This is a genomic window from Candidatus Endomicrobiellum agilis, assembly GCF_020328115.1.
GTDB lineage: Bacteria > Elusimicrobiota > Endomicrobiia > Endomicrobiales > Endomicrobiaceae > Endomicrobiellum > Endomicrobiellum agilis.
This window is the reverse complement of record NZ_JAIXMW010000006.1, coordinates 63,599-84,097: the sequence shown is the minus strand read 5'-3', so window position 1 is coordinate 84,097 and position 20,499 is coordinate 63,599. Positions and strand designations below refer to the sequence as shown.

Below are 20,499 nucleotides of genomic sequence, written 5' to 3'. Positions count from 1 at the left end.
TGATTCAACATTCATAAACGCATTTTCTGTATCCACTAATATATGTTTTTTACTTCAGTCTAGGCTACCATATTTTTTTGCCGCATTATCAAAACTCTCGGCGCCGATGGACAAAATAACTATGCCGACTGTGCGTTTAAACATTCTATTAATAAAGCATAATTTATAGGTAAAATTGTATGATATAATATTTAACAGGTTTTGTCATTTCGCATGTATGCGTTATTTTACAAAAAACCAAACTTTAAAATACCCTGATATTTTTGGATTTTTCAAGATTTTGTAGTAAAACTATCTCGTCTTTCAGAACAACAAAAGCATATTCTATTGTATTTTCTTTTCCAAACTTAAGCTTAAGAGACAAGAGATTTTAAGAATTGATGGATTTTTACCATTGCTAAAGTATCTTGGGCGCAATATTTAAGTAAGTTCTTTTTTGTTTCTTCAATTTTTTTATCGTCATAAAGTTTCATTGCCATAAAAGCAAAAGCAGCGGCGGCGGCGCCGCCGTCTCCTATTTCTAAATCTGCATAACTCATTGTAGGAATTAATACCGGAAGAATCTTTTTAATAGACGAACGACCGTGAAAATTTATATTGTAATAATTCTTTCTGACGACTAGTTCCAAATCGACAATTCTTCCGACTATCTTAATAAGTTTTTCACATAAGTCAGGAAAAAGTCCTGCAAGTTTAGATATGGCAATACGTTCAAAATTTGCATAGGTTATAATACTACCTTTTACTCCGAGATACTTAATAAGTTTTTCTGCAATTTCACGACGGCAGTCTTTTGTATGATCCGCAATATACTCATAATGATTTAATATGTTTCCCGCATCATCAGTTTTATCTATTGAAAATTGCGTCAAAAGCTGCGTATGCGGAGCAATATCCTGATATAACGGCATTATCATCGTCACCGACTCAAAATCAAGATAATAAAAAGGACGTTTTATATTCTCAAGTTCGGTCTTTAAATTTTCAGAAACATAGTTTATATTTGTTAAAACACAATTTTTAACTATCCGCTGCATCTCCGTAAGCTCAAAATTGTCCGGAATTTTATCAATTGTATCCGCACCCAACGATATTAATTCCTCTATTGCAAGAGCAGAAAGCCTTGGCAAATCAAATATATGGTTTTTCACATCCTTGTTATTAATACATATGTCAAATATCGGACAGTTTTTACAGCTTTTTTTTAAATAAGGTTTCGGCATATTTTCAGATTCAACATCTTTAAGAATCTCATCTGAAAGATTTAAAAATTCCTGAACTTTCATTCCAACTTTTTCAGTACAGTCTAATTCCTTGAAAAGCTGTGATGCATCCATTCCAAGACGATAATCATTTGATAAATAAAGAAGACTGGTCTTACTTACGCTAAGTCCTAATTTAGCCAAAACCATTGCGTTAAAAGCCACATCGTGAATGTGTCTAATCTTATATTTGCCGCCCGCTTTAACCTCAAATAAATGCCACGAATTATCCGCAAGTTTTCGTAATATATCGACCCTTATTGAATAACCACCGGCAGCAAAAGAAGCTCCGCAAATTGCTTTAACATCGGGATTTAAAACTAATTCTTTGGCATATAATATTGAATCATCAGTTCTTGATTTTTTGGCGTTTACCATATCCGAAAAAAGATGTTGTGAAACTTTATGAATATTCCTCAGTTCAAGCCTCAGAAGCTCATTATTTAAACCGCTAAGCCTTTGAACCATACCTCTCTTGGTCATCCAGCCTAAAGTAGGGCATCTCAAATAATTGACAAAAATAGTTTTATTTATATCCATAGCTCAGACACTCGATGTGCATCATTATTGCACACGCAAGAGAAGAGATTTCCAAGTTTCACCGCGCCCGCTATCTCAAAAGTTTCTCTCAACAATCTATCATTTATTTTAAAGCGGATACTCCCGCGACCGAAGATTGCGTTAAATTATATTTCCATAACTACGGAATATCTATTTAACAACGTTAAAAGCTGACACTAATCATAAGATAGATTTCCTTGTTATAAAAAACGACAAGACTGAGATGCTTTGGAATAACAAACATCTTTCATACATTACCGCTAAGTCTTAAACATCTTTTCTTTAATCTTTCTAAGCTTTTCCACAACTGAATAAGGTATTCTCATTCTGCCCATAGTCGGAGGTTTTTCTTTATAAGGACCATGGCAGTCCGACCCTCCTGTTGCAACAAGATTAAACTTTTCAGCAAGACTTAAAAACTTTTTCACCATATTTTCCGAATGCTTTATATGCCAAGCTTCAATGCCCATAAGTCCGCTTTTGATAAGGAGTTTAAATATATTTTCATCATTATAATTAATATAATAAGGATGCGCGACAACAGGCACTCCGCCGGCATTTAAAATAAGTTTTATTGCATCGTGCGCCGAGACATAATGTTTAGAAGCATAGGCCGGTTTATCGTTTGCCAAATATCTCCGAAACGCTTCTTCAATACTTCCCACAAGTTTTTCTTCGACCAATGCTTTAGCAAAATGCAGTCTTCCTATAGCCTTATTCCCGGCTTTTTTTACAAAACTGTCATCTTTCAACTCAGCACCGTTATTTTTAAGGTTCCAAAGCATTTTCTCAGCTCTTTCATACCTTGCTTTTTTAAAAATAGTTAAAGTCTCTTTCAATTCCTCAGATTTATAATCTATATAATACCCTAAAATATGCATTTCATTCTTTTGCGAATTCGATATAATTTCAGATGATAATTCGATTCCGGGAATAACTTCAAGTCCAGTCTTTGATGCAGCTTTTAAAGCCTCATCAATGCCGTCTACAGAATCATGATCTGTTATACCTATTGCGGCAAGTTTCATTTTAGAAGCATATTCGATTGCTTCTTTGGGGGTAAATGCGCCGTCAGAACAATTCGTGTGAACATGCATATCAACATATAAATCACTGACATTTCCATCATTCATTATACAGTCTCCAACAGTAAAGCCATAACATCAATTCTTTCGCTTTTTGAAAACATTGCGTCTCTGAATATATTTTGTCATTTAAATCTTTCCGCTATATATATTTTTTCAGAGAACATTGAATTCGCCACAAAAGAATCGAGATTTTCAAAATAAAAGAACTTTTCTTCCACTTTCAACACTAAATTTTCTAAAAGAATCCAATTCTTATTAAGCACACTATCTCAACATCTTTATTAAAAGGGAAAATTATGTCGAGATTATGCGCTAAAGCACCTGTATCCACAAAATAAGCATATTGTAGAAATCATTAAGTTTTTTTCTATTGACAAAATTACGATAAAAATTCGCCATTAAAATATTTTTAGAGCTTTTAAAAACAGTACGCATATTTAAACAAAAAAACGCTAAAATCCTGCAGACTGAAAAATTCATCTGCCAGCTATTTTTTTGGTTTTTATCTCTTAGATATGGAAGTTGGTTTTCTTTGTAAGTTAAAAAAGCATAAAGATTAAGTTCTTACATCATAAAGTATTGCCTGCTACTACTTATTATTATTCCTGATTTTTAAATGAGAATCTATACTCTATCTCCCCTGTCGACACAACCTTTAACTCGCTGCGCACCATTCTTTCAAGATAAGACGGTTCATTTTCAAGATAATATATCCTATTTTTCAACAGATCGTTTTCAGCTCGTGCATTCTCTATATCTTTCTTTAATTTATTTTGTTCAAAAAAACGTCTTACAAGAGTTCTACTGCCCTCGTTGAAAGTTAAAACCAATAAAGCAGGTATAGCAATGATAAAAATAATATAACGAACTTTAAATCTTCTCATTTTCAGGAATCTTCTTTTATCTGTTACTTCTACAATCTTTAAACAGAACAGTTTACTTTCCTTGAAAGAACAAAATTCCTGAAAGATTTGCTCTTTCTTCAGAATTCTGAAAAAGCACAAACTTCTTTTCAATGACATGCAAAGGCAACAACAAACTTTGGCTCACACATTGTCAAAACACCAAGGTTCTATTTCTTTTTCTATTATTTTGGTCTCGACTGGACGGATACCACACCCCGACAGGCAACACAGAAACAACACTATAATCTTTTTCATCTTTTCCACGCAGCATTCATATTACTGTATATTTCTGAAGCTTTCCGCGCTACTTCCAACCAGTTAGACTGTTCCTCAAACGTCATAACGGACAATCCACCCTCGTATTTATTAAGGACATAGAATATATTTAGCACGTACGAAATTATTTCGTCGTTAAGACGTTCTAATTTTGCCATAGTTTCTTCTGACGCCACTTCACAGACTGACATTAATATTTTTTTCTCCTTTAATATATCTCTCGAGTGTTTTCACAACATATTCACGAATGACACCTTCTCCTAATCGCTTTAACCAAACTCTTTAATATGGATACTTTCCCATCTTTTTATACGCGTCTTACCTGCCAAGTGTAGAGAAAAATACTCAATAGAAAACAGTTCCATCTTCCCTTTTCAAAAAGAAAAGGGAAGATGGGGAAAGCCAGCCGCATCACTTTATGCTTGAAAACGCAGATTTGCCTAAATAAGTTGCTTTGGATCCCAGCTCTTCTTCAATTCTTAAAAGCTGATTATACTTACACATTCTGTCAGTTCTTGATGCGGACCCCGTTTTAATCTGCCCCGTATTAAGAGCAACAGCTAAATCCGCAATAATGTTATCTTCAGTTTCGCCTGAACGGTGCGACATAATCGCCGTATAGCCAGCTTTATACGCCATCTGAACAGCAGCAACCGTTTCAGAAAGAGAACCTATCTGATTAACCTTTATAAGAATTGAATTTGCAATGCCTTTATCAATGCCATCTTTAAATATTTTCGTATTTGTAACAAAAAGGTCGTCGCCAACAAGCTGAAGCTTCGATTTCAGTTCTTCCGTTAAAACTTTCCAACCGTCCCAATCGGACTCACTTAATCCATCTTCTATGGATATTACAGGATATTTTTCCAAAAGACCTGCATAAAAAGAAATCATATCTTTTGACGTTTTTACTTTATCTTTTACTTCGCCTTCAAGAGTATATTTGTTGTTTTCATAGAGTTCGCTCGCCGCAACATCTAAAGCAAAAACGATATCTTTACCAATTTCGTAACCGGCTGCTTTAACGGCTTCGCATATTACTTCTAAAGCCTGCGCATTGGACTTTAAATTCGGAGCAAATCCACCTTCATCGCCGACTCCAGTCGCATAACCTTTTTCGTTTAAAACTTTTCTTAAACTGTGAAAAACTTCGCAGCCCATCCTTAAAGCCTCACGGAAATTTGGAGCGCTTACGGGCGCAATCATAAATTCCTGTAAATCAACATTATTGTCGGCATGTTCTCCGCCGTTGATAATATTCATAAGCGGCACAGGTAAAATATATTTGTCGCTTTTAATATTGTAAATTTCTCTCACATACTCGTATACGGGAAGTTTATTTGAATTTGAACCGGCTTTGGCACAAGCAAGCGATACTCCCAAAATTGCATTGGCGCCAAGATTACTTTTAAAATCTGTGCCGTCAAGTTTCATCATTACATCGTCGATGTCTTGCTGCTTCGTTATTTCAAAACCTGTGAGTTTAGGAGCAATTATATTGTTAATATTTGAAACCGCTTTCAACACACCTTTACCGCCAAATCTCCTTTTGTCACCATCTCTGAGTTCTAAAGCTTCCCTTGAACCTGTTGAAGCTCCTGACGGAACAGCTGCTCTTCCCAATGTGCCGTCTTCAAGCTTAACGTCAACCTCAACCGTAGGATTCCCACGCGAATCAATAATTTCCCTGCCTGTGATTTTTACAACTTTTGCCATACTTAATACCCCTCTAATTTAAGATTTGCAGCGACTTATACCGTCAATTTATAAGCATTTCAAAAAATTTAACAGAAAACCTCTTAGACAGCAAACTGTTGTTAGAAATTACTTCAACTTTTATATTGCCATCTTCTACATCCGCTATGAAAATGCCTACTTCGGTCGAATCTAAACAACAATCAAAACTCTTTGAAAAATTGAAAGCCACTATATATCCGTCTTCAAAACTCTTATGTACAACTTTTGCCATAATATTCTCTATCGCGACGAGGCTTTTATCAAAACATTCTTTCTTTGACATCGCAAAAATTTTATCAATTCTTCCGGTTTTCTCATCTTTAAATTTTTCAATAGAAAAACCTAACACACGTCCCGAATAATCCAATAAAACCGACGAGCATGACATTAAAAACAAAAAGGATATTATTAAGATAAAAAGAAGTCGTATCATAATTAGGTATTGAGAAATTATAACAAATCATATTTAACAAGTAAACCACCGCATGAAATGATATATAATACGACAGTTATAGTATAAAATGTAGAGAAATTTATGGGAAATTACCACCAAAATTCATATTACGGGAGCGGTGGTTTCAGAAAGTACGTTATGCATATTTATGACAGCCGGGACTTTTTATTTAAAGATCGTTTTGAAGAGAGCGGCAAAGAAAACAGCCAAAGGCAATCTTATGAATACAAGCCAAATAAAAATAAATGAGGAAAATAAAATGTCAAAAATAGACAATTAATTGCAAACAGGAGACGAGCTGCCATAGTTTAAAATTCAATAAAACTCCTGAAAATCCTACATATATTCTAAAAACAAGAATCGTGCTTTTCATAGATACAAACAAACATCATCAACGTTTACGTATAATGGTCATTTTATATATTTTTGTATAATACATTTATGAAAAATAGCTTGATACCAATTAATTTTTTAGAGACGCCGACTGACAATTCCGATACGATTGCAGGGTTAAAAGATTTCTGGAAAAAAGTTTTTCCTCTTATTTCATACAGAGAAAAACATTTTGACGACGTATGGAAAAACGGAACTGAAGAAGAAATTTTTGCAGAACTTGTATTTTGTCTTTTTACTCCGCAGAGCAAAGCAGTATCGTGCTGGGCTGCAGTAAACGATCTCGCCGACAAAAATATGATATTTAATTCCAAAGAAGAAGATATAGCAAAAACAATTAAAAAAGTCAGATTTAGAAACAATAAAGCAAAGTACGTCGTCAAAACAAGGAAATTGTTTACGACTAGCGGTAAAATAAGTATAAAAGAGAAACTTAAATCTTTTAAAGATACTGATGAATTGAGAAAATGGCTTATAAACAATATTAAAGGCATAGGGTACAAAGAAGCGGGACACTTCTTGAGAAATATAGGCATAGGAAAAGATCTCGCCATATTGGACAGACATATATTAAAAAATCTTAAAGTTTACGGCACAATAAAAGAAATACCTAAGACGCTTAATGCAAAAACATATCTGAGAATAGAAAAGCAAATGCAGGATTTTGCAAAAAATATCGGAATTCCAATGTCTCATTTGGATATGTTGTTCTGGTGTAAGAATACAGGAGGGATTTTTAAATAGGAACGTACGAGAATTTAAAAGCTTATAAAGAAAACATAACAGGAGATTATACGCTTTTATACGCGCTGACGATAAATTAAGCGGACAAACCGTAAATAATGCATAACCGTCTCTCATCTTAGTTGTTTACTTCAAAATCACCTATGGCAAACAAGTCTTAGAAGTGCATAATTTCTTGCGTACAAATTTGCCGCATTATAGCACAAATTGATAATGATACGACTGCTTTTTTCAGCTTCTTAACACTTTCTTGCGATTTCTCTTACAAATTCCTCCGTCATAAACTCAAATTAATTCCTTAATTATCAAAATTGGCGTAAATGAGCTAAATGCTACAATTATCCATATCAAGATTTCTTCTGTAATTTACTTTCTTGCATTTCCATTCCCGGACAACCTCGTACAGCAGACTTTCGTTTCTTCAGTAGCTCCTATGGCGATTCTGCTTTCTTTTATAACATTTTTGCGCGAAAGTCTTCGTCTTTTGCAATCTAAGATAAGCACAACCGACTATCATAAGAAACCGCAATTACTTTTTTTCATTATTTACTATCTTGTAATTTGCTTATTGTCTATCGCATTTTATCATACGGGTTTACAATTTGTCTGCTAATTCTTACAATCCGGGTATTTTCATTGTGCCAGTAAGTTTTTTAGCTTCTTCAGCCATAACATTCTGCGCCTTTTTTCCCGCCGCTTCAAAAGCCGACAATATGAGTTTTTCTATCTTAGTTTTACTCTCTTTAAGCAAGTCTTCAGGAATACTAAAACTTAAAAATTCATTTTTAGCATTTACCTGTATTTTTATGCCCTTGTACTCCGTATCAATAATATGAGCTTTTAACTTCTTATCCATATCGCTCATTTTACTTCTCATAGCCATCGCTTCTTTTGCCATCTTAAATAATTCCATCTCAATCCCCTTTTTACATATTTTCCCGATTTTTAATTAATTTTTTACTTTCTAATTACAAACTTTTACAGACATAAGCAGTATAGTCCTAATTAATATCCAGCCTAAAATAACCGCTTATTTACAAAGAATATACTTTTCAAACTCCTCGTAAACAAAACTGCTCTTTTACCTTGATTTATTATTACTTACTTTCATCACCTTCAAAATTACGGTATAAACTGTTATATTCAAAGTAAGAAGAACAGAAGCTGCAGCAATTCCAGCAAATAAATTCATAAATTTTGCAACAATACAGCCTGCAAAAATGTCTAAAGCAAAAAGGATATAGAAAAAGATTTTAATTTTTTTCATTTAACTATAAATCTCGTTAAAGCTGCTATTTTCAAAAAGAGAGTATCTTACGAGTTTCCCCGCGCGAAACCTTAAGACTAATCGACATATTGTTTAAAAGATATACAGTTTATATTCCCCGATACACTGCTTAGCATATTCTCAAGCATATAAGCTAACATACTATTTATCATAAGACTTCTATAAAGAAACACAAAATTACAAAGAGTTTCGATGTCTGTCCATTTCGCCGCCACAAGGGACGCCAAGCTGTTTGAAAGCCTATTCTATAAAATATTTCTTCGCGTATAGTAATAAAACAAAATTTTTGTTGTAATTACATCATATTTCTTAAGAATTATTTTACTAAAATCAGCAATGCTTGATATTTAAAATCCTTAAGCTCATATTGTTTTTAAAATTATAAGGCAATAGTATAAATTTATATTATTATTTTTTATTTTAGACAAATATAAGAAAACAAAAATGTATACAAAACCAGAATCATATATTTTAATTTCATTTTTCTGCTTTTCTTAGAGTTCCAGATACTATCTTTTCAAGTTTATTATCCAACTCTAAGATAAGCTTTCCATTTTCGTCTATCCCAAAGTTTTTGCCAGTTATTACGTCATATCCGCTGTCAATGGTTACAAACATACCTTTATATGCGATTTTGTTGTTATATTCTTCCAAAAACTGTACAAATCCATTTTTTTGAAAATCAAAATACAAATTTTCAAATTCTGTTAAAAATGCAGCCATAAATTCCGCCCTATCAATTTCCTTTTTCAAAACTGTTTTTAGAGAAATTGAAATATTCTCTAAATTTTCGGGCAAACTATTATTAATATTTATGCCTATACCTGCGACAATCCAGTTTATTGCATCCTGCTCTGCGGACATCTCTATTATTATTCCTGCAACTTTTTTCCCGAATATAAGAATATCGTTAGGCCATTTTATTTCAGAACCGATTCCATATTCCTTTTCAAAAATTCTCTTTAATGCAATACTCAACAACAATGACAACTTTGAAGATTCATCAGGACTTATTACGGGCTTTAAAAGCATCGAAAACCACAGACCTCCAGCATTTGAATTCCACATCCTCTTAATGCGTCCATAACCTTTAGTCTGCTTTTCTGCAACGACAATAATCCCTTCGCCAAAACCCTTTTCGGCAAGCTTTTTAACGGCAGTCTGCGTCGATGTAATTTCCTCATAATATTTAATCGTTTTACATATATCAAGCTGTTTTCTTAGATTTGCTTTTATTTCATACTCGTTAAAAAGAAGTTTGCCGTTTTTGATAAGAATATAACCTTTAGAAGAGGATCCTATTGCATATCCCATTTTTTTTAATTCGTTGATTTGTTTGTGGACGGCAACTCTTGATACTCCCAGAAACTTACTTATTTCATTCCCGGAAATATATTTCTCTGTCGAGAGAATTTCAATAATACTCATTTCATTTTATTGTGATCTCAAGAGTAACGTCTAAGGCTGGAGAAGAATGCGTAATCATTCCGATGGAAATCCTGTCTACATCAAGTTTTGCAAATTTCTTTGCGGTTTTCAAGTTTATTCCGCCAGAAATTTCTATATCAGGTTTATATTCTTTTGTAGAGTTTTTCCTTATAAGAGCAATCATCTTTTTCGTATTTTTAAAATCCGTATTGTCAAGCATTATAATGTCGGCTTTTGCATCTAAAGCATATTCAACCTGTTTTATGTTCTCACACTCAACTTCAACAGGAATATTTTTATATTTTTTTCTGAATTCGCTTATCTCAACAGTTAAATCCTTTGTAAGCTTTAAATGGTTATCCTTTATAAGCACCATATCAGAAAGTCCTATTCTATGGTTAGTCCCACCGCCACATCTCACCGCATATTTTGCAAGTTCCCGATATCCGGGAATAGTTTTTCTCGTATCATATATCTTTATTTTATTGTTATTTACAGATGTTACAAATTTATTTGTCAAAGTGGCAATTCCCGACATATGCTGCAAAAAATTAAGCGCTGTCCTTTCTCCGGACAAAATTGCACAGGCAGGTCCCGTAATCTCAAGAATCTTATCGCCCCGTTTAACTTGCGAACCATCTTTTATTTTAAGCGACACTTTACATTTTTCATCTACAGTTTTAAATACCTTTATAAAAATATCAGTGCCGCAAAGAATCCCGGAATTATTTGCAATTAAAACTGCTTTAGCTTGTTTATCACTTGGAACAAACTCTTTGGTGGTGATATCGTCAAAAACACTATCTTCTTTCAGTGCAAGATCGATAAGATTGCTTACATTTATAAATTTATTCATAGTAATAATATTATACAAAATACTACATTAAAATTAAAATAAATGACCAAGTGCGAATCGCCTGTCCGAACCTACAGCATGCTTAATCGCAGAACTAAAGAGCAATACTAAGGAATGCAACACGCTGGTAAAACATTTTCTTACACGCATAACACGCACACGCTAAGTCAACATACCTAAAAGACACAACAACGGCAACGACTTACACAGATTGAACAGCGAAAATGAGTCATTTAGGTTCGCGGCATCGCGAACAAGCAACTTAATGGTGGGCAGACAGCTTAGGCAGTATAGTATATATCCGCTTCGGATTTACATCTTTGAGAATATATTTTGCGCAATACAAACCGCCCCCGTTTTTTTGCGTAATTTCAACTAATAATATTAATCAATTTTAAAGATTACTACAAGCTTTTGAAATTATATCAAATGATTTTTCAAGAACTTTTACTGATTTTTTATAAAGCTTTATCAATTCTCTCTTATCTTTTTTGTCAAGCGTCTCAGCTTTTTCGATAAACTTATTATGCTCTTTGGCAATCTTATTATATCCTTCGACAAGTCCCCTATGAACACGTAAAGGTGCATAATACTTTAAAATGTCAACACGCCTTTCGCCAAACGACTCAACTTCTAAGTTTAAAAAACTAGCTAAGCTTTCACAAAGCACATTATATTTTTCAACAAGCACCTCATGTTCTTTAACAAGCACCTTATGTTCTTTAACAAGCACCTTATGTTCTTTAACAAGCACCTTATGTTCTTCGTCAAGCACCTCAGTTTTTTTGGCAAGAGACAGAACTCCAAGCAACAAGCATAAACCTAAAAATAAGAAACAAACCAAATAAATACGGACATTCTTTGACATAAACCACCGTTTTTAATAAGAATAATAACAACAATGAGGACGACAGCGTACATTTAAATAAAGCATAAAAGTAACTAAAAAACCTATAAACATTGTAATCCGCTAAAGGAACTAAAATAGGAAATTTTCTTTCGCCATAAAGCATAAATACATCGAATAAGACAATGCTTGCGCGACTGCATAGACTTCGCGAGTAGCAATACGAATATTATTCAACTTCCTTTCTATAATAATTTTATACATTTTTAATATCTACAACAATGGTAATGGCAATTATTTTTAAATGGACTATAAGGCTTTACGCAAATCCAAGCGGGCGCGTTTAAATCTTGATATGCAACTAAAGCCTCTAAAAAGCGAATAAGCGCCGTAAAAATACTAGCAATCTTACTCCAAAAACTGCTTTCAGTCTGAGCAACAGCTGTAGCTTTTTGAGTTTCTTCTAAACTTAAATTCTCATAAGAACGGGTAGTTACGCAGGAAGGAAGAAAAATTATAAATTATTAAAGACAAATAAACTAATAAAAAAACACGCTTCAGCAAAGAAAGCGAAAGAAGCAAGGCAGCAACAAGGACATCTAATAGAACCACTTAAAGGATCTTTGATTTTAACATAATTATCATACGCTTAGCGTACAAACCAGAAGCTGAAGCTATCCCGGAGGTTAAAGCAAGGAACGAAAGAGATAATTTCAACAAATTACCCATACGTCTTTATATTCCCATGCTAGCCGAATGGAACTCAAACCCACTCCGACTTGGTTCAAGATGAGGTTTGTAAGAAGGAATATAGTATGTTAGCAACTCATCACTCATTATTTCTTCTTCTCAAACTGTGGCTCGCGAGGAGGGATGAATGAGGATGTCGGTATCCGCAGCTTTAAGGTCTTCTTTTCTATGCCCATTCTCTCTCAAAAAATCAAGATATCTTTGCGACATTCCCAAACCTTTCAAATATTTAAGCGAAAAGTCCGAGGGCGCCGCCGATTCTAAATCGGTCGCTACGGCTACAACTTAAGCAAGATAACAAGCACAAAACACATACTGCATACAAAATTCAAAATACTTTTCTACTTTTTGCATCCATTTTAATTCACATTTTCCTTTTGCGTTCATTTTTCGACGGAATTCTCTTCAATTATTTTCGTCTCGGGCGCCGCCCTCTAAAAATAAGAGGACGTTCCGACAGATAGGCAAAGAAGGGTTTCATGTGTAACTTACCTTAAGTATATTGTTTACCGCTCCTAGACTCTGTGTGTCGTTTATCGCTTGCTGAACCGCAAGAATAATGTTTCCGTACTGTTGCAACTCGCAATTCATCTGTCTATTGACGCCTTGTAGACATCTAAACTCCGTCAGGTTTATCTGTGCGCCGTTCTCAATAAACTAAATCATAATTCGGTTCCGGGCAAGTAGGACGCAATTGAGCGTTGCGTAAAAATTGCAATAATATACACTTCGCATTTGCGCGTTCTCAAGTCGCACTTCAAGCGAATTAAATTGCAATTCATACCAGCTAATCGGCTTCCTTTCTCAACAGATAAGAAAGGCATAAATACAAAAGCCTATCATTCTATTTCAAGAACATGGGTTTCCAATACGTATATGCCGGCTTTGACGGATCTATTTCTTCGGGCTTAAGCAAATCCTGCTGTGAAAAAAAATCATATAGCGACTCCTTATTTTTTGCAGCGGCAGGATCATTTGTCTCAAAGCCTGTAGCAATGATGGTAACTTTAATTTTATCATCGAGCCTGTTGTCTATAGTATGTCCGAAAAAAACATGCCCATTAATACCGTAACTTGCAATATCTTGAAATATTTCCTGCAGCGTTAAAGCGTTGGCACTAGAATTTATTGTTACATTGACAAGCGCATTTTTAGCTTTTGAAATATCATAATTGTCAAGAAGAGGACTTGTTACCGCTTTTTTTACAGCCTCTTTAACGTTGGAACTCGTACTTTCGCCTATACCTATCAGCGCAGTGCCTGAATTACTCAAAATATTTTTTACATCGGCAAAATCTCTATTGATTTCGCCAGTAATGGTTATAACGTCAGTAATAGCCTGAATACTCTGTCTTAAAACATCGTCGATAATCTGATAAAAAGCATCAAGAGCGACTCTTTCGTTTATAATATTAAAAACTTTTTCATTTGGAATAACGATTAAAGCGTCCGTATATCCTTTAAGATTTTTAATTCCCTCTTCAGCTTGAGTCATTCTCACTTTACCTTCGTGTTCAAAAGGTTTTGTGACAACACCTATAGTGAGTATCCCCTTTTCTTTTGCAAATTTAGCAACCATTGGGGCTACTCCAGTTCCTGTCCCGCCACCCATTCCCGCTGTGACAAAAACCATATCTGCACCCACAAGCCTTCCTCTAATTTCTTCCGCACTCTCTTCAGCTGCCTGTCTGCCGACTTCAGGGTTTCCTCCTACGCCAAGTCCCTTCGTTATTTTTTCGCCAATTTGGAGTATATCTGGAGCCGAAGATTTAAGCAAAACCTGCGCATCAGTATTAATAGCTACAAATTCAACGTTACCGACATTCGCTGCAATCATTCTGTTAACGGCATTACATCCCCCGCCTCCAACGCCCAGAATTTTTATTACTGCATGCTGTCCTGCGTTTGTTTTTTTTGTAGGCAACGCTATTTTTACGCTCATTTTATACGCTCATTTTAAAAAATTTCCTCAAACAACCTCAATATTCTTGACACTATGCCGTTTCCAGTCAACTTTTTCTGCACATAGTTTTCCGAACTCAAAAAATTAGAAGCTATTGCACCTATGCCTGTAGTATAAGACGGGTTTGACAGCACTTCATCCGGACCTATAACTTTATCGGAATTAGGCGTTCCATTTCTTACAGAACAGTTAAATACCTTTTCAAATGCTTCAACAAGACCTGAAAGATTACTACCACCTCCCGTAAGAATTATTCCACCAGATAAAAATTCATACCCATAATTGTTCTTGTCCACAACTTGCTTTATTTCATACAAAATCCTGTCAATTCTAGGTGTGATTATACCGTTTACAAGTTCAAGTCTGTCGCATTTTCTTGCGCTTTGTCCGCTGGCACCGCTGTATTCAAATTTTTCATTTTTAAAACCACTATGGACAAAAGCCGCGCCGTACATTTCTTTAATTCCTTTTGAAACGGAGTAAGCTGCCCTCAGCTTATGTCCAATATCTCTCGTAATATAATCCGACCCGTCCAGAATTTCATCAGTATGCCTTATTATGCCGTCAACATAGTGGACAAGACCTATTGTAAGTCCGCCGAAATCAACTACAAGGCAACTCAATTCTTTTTCTTCTCTTGTAACCAAAATATCGCTTGCAGCCAGATATCCATAAACTCTATCGTCGTACTTTACTCCCACGGAATTCATGGCTTTCGTTATATTTCCTATATTGCTGCTTGAAGCTATAAAAGCACGCACATCAACCTCAATATACGTTCCTTCCATGCCAATAGGGTTTTGTATGCCTCTTTGTTGATTTAATATATATTCGCGAGGAACTATTTGAAGTACCTCCTGATCGGGATCTATTCTTATCTGCTTTCTTGCACTTTCCAAAGCATTCTCAACGGTTTCCTGCGTAATTTCTCTGTTCGAATGGTTTACATTCGCAACGCCCTTTAAGTTTTTTGACTTAATAAAATTGCCACGCATGGCAACAATCACTTTCCCTATCTGCCCACCCGCAGCTTTTTCAGTTTCTTCAAAAACCCTGCCTATAGACAACGCCGCTTCTTGTATATTGATAACTGCACCCGCTTTAATACCATCGCACGGAACAGATGCCACACCTAAAACTTTGACAATCCTTGAATCTCTATCACGTATTCCAGCGACACAACATACCTGACCGCTACCCACATCAAGACCTGCTGTAAGCGCTTGCTTTGTCATTATTTAAATCCTTAGATTGAAAGTCCACCGCATCCCATAATGATTATATCCTGAAAAATACACACGACAGACTTAAATTATATCTATCTACCACATCAAAGATTGAGAAAACGCTCCCCATTAATAGGCACAGACTGGAAACATCCGCTTACCGCTCGCAACAATTTTTCGGTAAACACAATTTTAGTCCGCCATAGGTTTTACCATTGCTCTTCCAAAACGATAAAGAGTCATATCTACATACTCAAGTCGTTTGTACTTTGACATTGCATCGGCATAAATTTTCTGAAACTTTCTAAATTTATGCGATAATATTTCTTGTTCTTCGGCACCCCACAAAATTACCGTCTCGTTACACATAACAAAAATTATATCGCCGGTCTTGTTTAATTGCATTTCAGAAACATCGACAAAAAAACCGCCGCACGCAGATTTAAACCTTTTAATAAAATCTAAAAGCTTTTTTCTTTCGGCATTGGATTTATAAGAAAGCTTCGGCACTTTCATCGTTACCATAAAACCACGCAAAGGAAAAGGAGTATTATCAAAATCTATGCCAAGCATTTCGTTACCGCACATTACAAACGCTGCCGGAGTTCTCTCATAAAGTCTGATCTTTACTTTCTGCCAATATCTATTGATTACAATGTTTTTCAATTCCGGCTTTAATCTTTTTATCTCATCCTCAGCTTTTGACGGATTGATTTTTAAAAGATTGTCACCTATTTTAAAAGGAAGCAGCTCTTTTATCTCGGACTTTGTGACATTTTTTGTCCCGGTAACTTCTATATCTTTGACAACTATCCTGTCAGATTTATAAGCGAGGTTTATCAACTTCTTACCGCCAAAATAAGCCACGAAAGCCACAGAAATAAATACTATAAGATAGAAAAACAATTTAATAAATTTTCTACCTTTCTTATGCGAACGCGAATAACCGCTTACCGTTGAGACATGTCTGTAAACGTAGCGCTTCTTTTTTGCCATATTATAATGCGCTCTCTAAAATTTTTAGAACCAAAGTCTCAAAACTATACCCAACAGTCCTGCCTTCGTCAGGAACCAAAGAAGTTTCCGTCATTCCCGGAATAGTATTATTTTCAAGAACCCATACTCTATCATCCTCGCTCACAATCATATCGACGCGACAAATTGCCCTGCATTTAAAAATTTTATACACTTTTTCAGAAACATCCTGTGCTGTTTTATAAGACTTTTCGCTTATTCCAGCAGGAATTATATGTTGTGAGCCGCCTTTTTGGTATTTAGACTTAAAATCATAAAATTTCCCTTTGGGAACTATTTCTATAACCGGCAACGCTTTACCGTTTAGAACACCTACGGTTATTTCTTTGCCCTTTATGAACTGCTCAATAAGAATTTCATCACCATATTTAAACACTTCATTTAGAGCGTCGACAAACTGCGAAACCTTTTCTACTATAACCACGCCTATTGTAGATCCTTGCGATACCGGCTTTACAACAACGGGATACTTTTTTATTTCAGGCACAGCTTCAAATTTCTTTAAAGTTTTCCATTCGGGCGTCAAAATACCCGCACACCTGAATATCCTTTTTGAAATATCTTTATCCATAGAAGCAGCACTTGAAAAAACACCGCAACCCGTATAAGGAATGCCCAATATTTCAAGCATGCCCTGAATTGTTCCGTCTTCGCCCATTTGACCGTGCAAAGCTATATATGCAATATCTATCTTTTCTTTTTTAATTTTTTCGGCAACATCTCTATTCACATCAATGCCACACACGTTTAACTTCAACTTTTTTAATGCATTCAAAACAGCCGTGCCGGATTTAATCGAAATCTCTCTTTCGCTTGAAAGCCCGCCATATAAAACGCCTATTCTTTTATTATTCAACTTTGCCAAAATATCAGAATCTATCATTTTATTATTTTTATCTCCGTTTCGAGATCTATGCTAAATTTTTCTTTTATTCTTTCTTTTACTAAATCAATCAGCGTTAAAACATCTTTTGCCAAAGCACCGCCTGTATTTACTATAAAATTTCCGTGAAGTTTTGATATCTGAGCGCCGCCCACGCATTTTCCTTTTAAACCGGCTTCTTCAATAAGTTTCCCGACGCTAAATCCGTTAGGATTCTTAAATATGCTGCCGGCGTTTGGCATATTCAGAGGTTGCGTTTCTAAACGTTTCCGGATATTTTCAGAAATTTTTTTTAAACTACCATTTTTCGTGTCTTTTTTCAAGGAAAAATTGACTTTTGAAATGATACAATTTTCAAGTCCGCTCTTTCTATAGCCGAAAACGATTTCCTCTTTATTTACAAGCTCTTTTCTCAAGTTTTTATAAACCTCTACGGTCTTTATGGCAGCACTTATCCACTCATCTTTACTTCCAGTATTTCCGTAAACTGCGCCACCAACTGTTCCCGGAATTCCCGCCATATATTCAAGACCCACTAAATCATTTTCAAGAGCGATTTTTAAAACATCTGAAAGCAATACCCCGCTACCGCACGAAATTTCATTTTTTAAAACGGAGATTTTTCTGAAATCTCCCGCAAGTCGAATAATTGCTCCTCTATAACCTTTATCGGAGAAAAGAACGTTTGTTCCCCCGCTTAAAACATAAAATTTACCTCCTGACATAACTTTTAAAAATTCCAATAAAGCCTGCTCGTTTAGTATCTCAATAAAAAAATCAGCCGGACCGCCGATTTTAAAGGAACAATATTTGGAAAGTGGCTCGTCTTTTAAGATTTTACATCCAAAAGAAGATAAAGTTTTAATCAAATCAGAGTTAATAACTCTTCTCCTTTTTTCCAGACGTCGCCTGCTCCCAAAGTTAAAACTATATCACCAGCGGAAAGATTCCTCGAAAATTCTTCTAATCCCGAAAACTTTTCTGCTTTGCACTTATTCATAACAAGACTTTTTAATATTAAATCTGATGTCACGCCATCTATAGGACATTCGCCTGCGGGATAAATATCTAAAACTTTTACAAAATCTGCATCTGAAAAACTTTTGCCAAATTCATTGAAAAGTAGTTTTGTTCTCGTATATCTGTGCGGTTGGAATAAAACAATAAGCCTACGTTCAGCCCAAAAACATTTTATAGTCTTTAAAGTAACAGCAATTTCAGTCGGATGATGACCATAATCGTCGATAATCGTCACACCATTCTTTTCACCTTTTATTTCAAGACGCCTGCTGACGCCGTCAAATTTATTTATCGCACTTGCAATTGAATCAAACGGTATGTCAAGCCACAGTCCAACGCCTATTGCCGCAAGAGAATTTAATATATTGTGCGTTCCCAGAATTTTCATACATACACTACCGACTTTTCTATCCATATAAACAACGTCAAAGCTTGTAAAGCTTTTTAATATTTTTATGTTTGAAGCTTTAATATTCGGATTTCCATTAAGTCCATAAGTGATGTATTTTCTAGTGATTTTAGGAATTATTTCCCTGGAGATTTCATCGTCGGAACAAATTATTGCGACGCCATAAAACGGAACGCAGTTAATATGTTTCACAAAAGCTTCTTTAAGATTTTCCATATTGCCGTAATAATCCAAATGATCGTCATCTATATTTGTCACAACTGCAATAACTGGTGAAAGTTTTAAAAAAGAACCGTCGGATTCGTCTGCTTCTACAACAATATAATCACCTTTACCCAGCCTTGCGTTCATCTTAAGATTCTTAAGGCTGCCACCGATAACTACCGTGGGATCAAGTCCCCCGTCGTTAAGAATAAGAGAAGTAAGCGATGTGGTTGTTGTTTTACCATGAGTTCCAGCTATTGCTATAGTATATTTTAGTCTTGCAAGTTCAGCAAGCATTTCTATGCGTGCGATTACAGGAATTTTTTTTCTTAATGCGGCAATAACTTCAGGATTGCTCTCACTTATAGCAGTAGAAGTGACAACAACTTCGGCAGATTGTATATTTTTTGCGTTATGCCCTATATAAATTTTCACACCCATTTCTCTGAGATGTTCTGTAACATCTGTGTTTTCTAAATCAGAACCCGAAACTTTATATCCTAAATTCATTAAAACTTCAGCTATACCGGACATTCCGGATCCGCCGATACCTACAAAATGTATATTCTGATTTTTCCGAAACATTTGTTTTTCTTTTACCGCCATTTTGAATAAACCGGACTCGTCGCAAGTAAACTTACTTACATAACAAAACTCTTATCATTTCTTTTTCGTTTCTTTACTTAAATACTCGGCGGAAACTGTTGTTGTTATTCCCCCACGTATTCCAAATTTAATATCTATAGACAGTTCTTTGGGTTTTATGGTTTTTACCAAATCGTTTAAAATACTGTTTACAACGCTTTCGTGCACCATACCAACCATTCTATAACTCTGCAAGTATAATTTTAAAGATTTAAATTCTACTACGGTCTTATTAGGAATATAATTTATGACAATATATGCAAAATCAGGAAGCATCGTCCACGGACAAAGGCAAGTAAATTCTCCAGTTTCAATACAAACATTTATATCTTTTCCGTCGTATTCGTAGGGCATTGCTTCAAGTACAGATGGTGTTATTTTGTCAAAAACAGGGAACTTGTTTTTCATAAAAACTCCATTAAACACTATTTTATGGCGAATTAGTCTTATCCACCATAAAACTGTAACATTTTTATATGATTATCTAGAAAAGCTATTTTAAAAAGGAGAGTTGTCCGTCTGGAT

21 protein-coding genes are annotated in these 20,499 nt (G+C 35.0%); 2 read left to right on the top strand and 19 right to left on the bottom strand.

What is annotated here, in order from left to right; translation table 11 throughout:
* Nucleotides 1-353: 353 nt before the first annotated feature.
* From LE179_RS04675 to LE179_RS04645, 7 genes are all read right to left on the bottom strand, one after another.
* Entirely contained in the window at nt 354-1,730 is a 1,377-nt protein-coding gene (locus LE179_RS04675) for a DUF2779 domain-containing protein (RefSeq protein WP_374129212.1), read from the bottom strand.
* Between the two features lie 353 nt (nt 1,731-2,083).
* Complete coding sequence (locus tag LE179_RS04670) at nt 2,084-2,956, bottom strand: PHP domain-containing protein (protein ID WP_374129211.1); 873 nt, start codon at nt 2,954-2,956, stop codon at nt 2,084-2,086.
* A 77-nt stretch (nt 2,957-3,033) separates the two neighbouring features.
* A complete protein-coding gene (locus tag LE179_RS04665) occupies nt 3,034-3,174 on the bottom strand; it encodes a hypothetical protein (RefSeq protein ID WP_374129210.1) in 141 nt (46 codons plus the stop codon).
* 336 nt (nt 3,175-3,510) lie between these two features.
* Nucleotides 3,511-3,795, bottom strand: coding sequence for a septum formation initiator family protein (locus LE179_RS04660; RefSeq protein ID WP_374129209.1), 285 nt, complete (start codon nt 3,793-3,795; stop codon nt 3,511-3,513).
* A 272-nt stretch (nt 3,796-4,067) separates the two neighbouring features.
* Nucleotides 4,068-4,283, bottom strand: coding sequence for a hypothetical protein (locus tag LE179_RS04655; protein WP_374129208.1), 216 nt, complete (start codon nt 4,281-4,283; stop codon nt 4,068-4,070).
* Between the two features lie 220 nt (nt 4,284-4,503).
* Nucleotides 4,504-5,808, bottom strand: a complete 1,305-nt coding sequence (gene eno, locus LE179_RS04650; protein WP_374129207.1) for a phosphopyruvate hydratase — start codon at nt 5,806-5,808, stop codon at nt 4,504-4,506.
* Between the two features lie 43 nt (nt 5,809-5,851).
* Nucleotides 5,852-6,262, bottom strand: coding sequence for a hypothetical protein (locus LE179_RS04645; RefSeq protein ID WP_374129206.1), 411 nt, complete (start codon nt 6,260-6,262; stop codon nt 5,852-5,854).
* Between the two features lie 462 nt (nt 6,263-6,724).
* Between LE179_RS04645 and LE179_RS04640 the strand changes: the two genes are divergently transcribed.
* Nucleotides 6,725-7,420, top strand: a complete 696-nt coding sequence (locus LE179_RS04640) for an N-glycosylase/DNA lyase (RefSeq protein WP_374129205.1) — start codon at nt 6,725-6,727, stop codon at nt 7,418-7,420.
* Nucleotides 7,421-8,036: 616 nt separating this feature from the next.
* Here the strand turns inward: LE179_RS04640 and LE179_RS04635 are convergent.
* From LE179_RS04635 to LE179_RS04615, 5 genes are all read right to left on the bottom strand, one after another.
* On the bottom strand, nt 8,037-8,333 hold the full coding sequence (locus tag LE179_RS04635; protein WP_374129204.1) for a YbaB/EbfC family nucleoid-associated protein: 297 nt from the start codon (nt 8,331-8,333) through the stop codon (nt 8,037-8,039).
* A gap of 168 nt (nt 8,334-8,501) precedes the next feature.
* Nucleotides 8,502-8,687 carry a hypothetical protein gene (locus tag LE179_RS04630; RefSeq protein ID WP_374129203.1) on the bottom strand — a complete coding sequence of 62 codons (186 nt, stop codon included), beginning with the start codon at nt 8,685-8,687 and terminating at the stop codon, nt 8,502-8,504.
* A gap of 498 nt (nt 8,688-9,185) precedes the next feature.
* Nucleotides 9,186-10,136 carry a biotin--[acetyl-CoA-carboxylase] ligase gene (locus LE179_RS04625; RefSeq protein ID WP_374129202.1) on the bottom strand — a complete coding sequence of 317 codons (951 nt, stop codon included), beginning with the start codon at nt 10,134-10,136 and terminating at the stop codon, nt 9,186-9,188.
* A 1-nt stretch (nt 10,137) separates the two neighbouring features.
* Nucleotides 10,138-10,992, bottom strand: a complete 855-nt coding sequence (nadC, locus tag LE179_RS04620) for a carboxylating nicotinate-nucleotide diphosphorylase (RefSeq protein ID WP_374129201.1) — start codon at nt 10,990-10,992, stop codon at nt 10,138-10,140.
* A 394-nt stretch (nt 10,993-11,386) separates the two neighbouring features.
* The gene (locus LE179_RS04615) at nt 11,387-11,836 is read right to left on the bottom strand and encodes a hypothetical protein (protein WP_374129200.1); all 450 of its coding nucleotides are present in this window, start codon (nt 11,834-11,836) and stop codon (nt 11,387-11,389) included.
* A gap of 880 nt (nt 11,837-12,716) precedes the next feature.
* On the opposite strand from LE179_RS04615, the gene LE179_RS04610 reads away from it, so the two are divergent.
* A complete protein-coding gene (locus tag LE179_RS04610; protein WP_374129199.1) occupies nt 12,717-12,878 on the top strand; it encodes a hypothetical protein in 162 nt (53 codons plus the stop codon).
* Between the two features lie 555 nt (nt 12,879-13,433).
* Here the strand turns inward: LE179_RS04610 and ftsZ are convergent.
* From ftsZ to queF, 7 genes are all read right to left on the bottom strand, one after another.
* A complete protein-coding gene (ftsZ, locus tag LE179_RS04605) occupies nt 13,434-14,531 on the bottom strand; it encodes a cell division protein FtsZ (RefSeq protein WP_374129198.1) in 1,098 nt (365 codons plus the stop codon).
* A 14-nt stretch (nt 14,532-14,545) separates the two neighbouring features.
* Complete coding sequence (gene ftsA, locus LE179_RS04600) at nt 14,546-15,787, bottom strand: cell division protein FtsA (RefSeq protein WP_374129197.1); 1,242 nt, start codon at nt 15,785-15,787, stop codon at nt 14,546-14,548.
* Nucleotides 15,788-15,970: 183 nt separating this feature from the next.
* Complete coding sequence (locus tag LE179_RS04595; protein ID WP_374129196.1) at nt 15,971-16,774, bottom strand: cell division protein FtsQ/DivIB; 804 nt, start codon at nt 16,772-16,774, stop codon at nt 15,971-15,973.
* A 1-nt stretch (nt 16,775) separates the two neighbouring features.
* Nucleotides 16,776-17,696, bottom strand: a complete 921-nt coding sequence (locus tag LE179_RS04590; RefSeq protein WP_374129195.1) for a D-alanine--D-alanine ligase — start codon at nt 17,694-17,696, stop codon at nt 16,776-16,778.
* Nucleotides 17,693-18,565 carry a UDP-N-acetylmuramate dehydrogenase gene (murB, locus tag LE179_RS04585; RefSeq protein ID WP_374129194.1) on the bottom strand — a complete coding sequence of 291 codons (873 nt, stop codon included), beginning with the start codon at nt 18,563-18,565 and terminating at the stop codon, nt 17,693-17,695. The genes LE179_RS04590 and murB overlap by 4 nt, the downstream gene beginning before the upstream one ends.
* Complete coding sequence (gene murC / locus LE179_RS04580) at nt 18,562-19,914, bottom strand: UDP-N-acetylmuramate--L-alanine ligase (protein ID WP_374129193.1); 1,353 nt, start codon at nt 19,912-19,914, stop codon at nt 18,562-18,564. Before murC ends, murB begins: the two co-directional genes overlap by 4 nt.
* Before the next feature lie 75 nt (nt 19,915-19,989).
* Complete coding sequence (gene queF, locus LE179_RS04575) at nt 19,990-20,382, bottom strand: preQ(1) synthase (RefSeq protein ID WP_374129192.1); 393 nt, start codon at nt 20,380-20,382, stop codon at nt 19,990-19,992.
* Nucleotides 20,383-20,499: the final 117 nt, after the last annotated feature.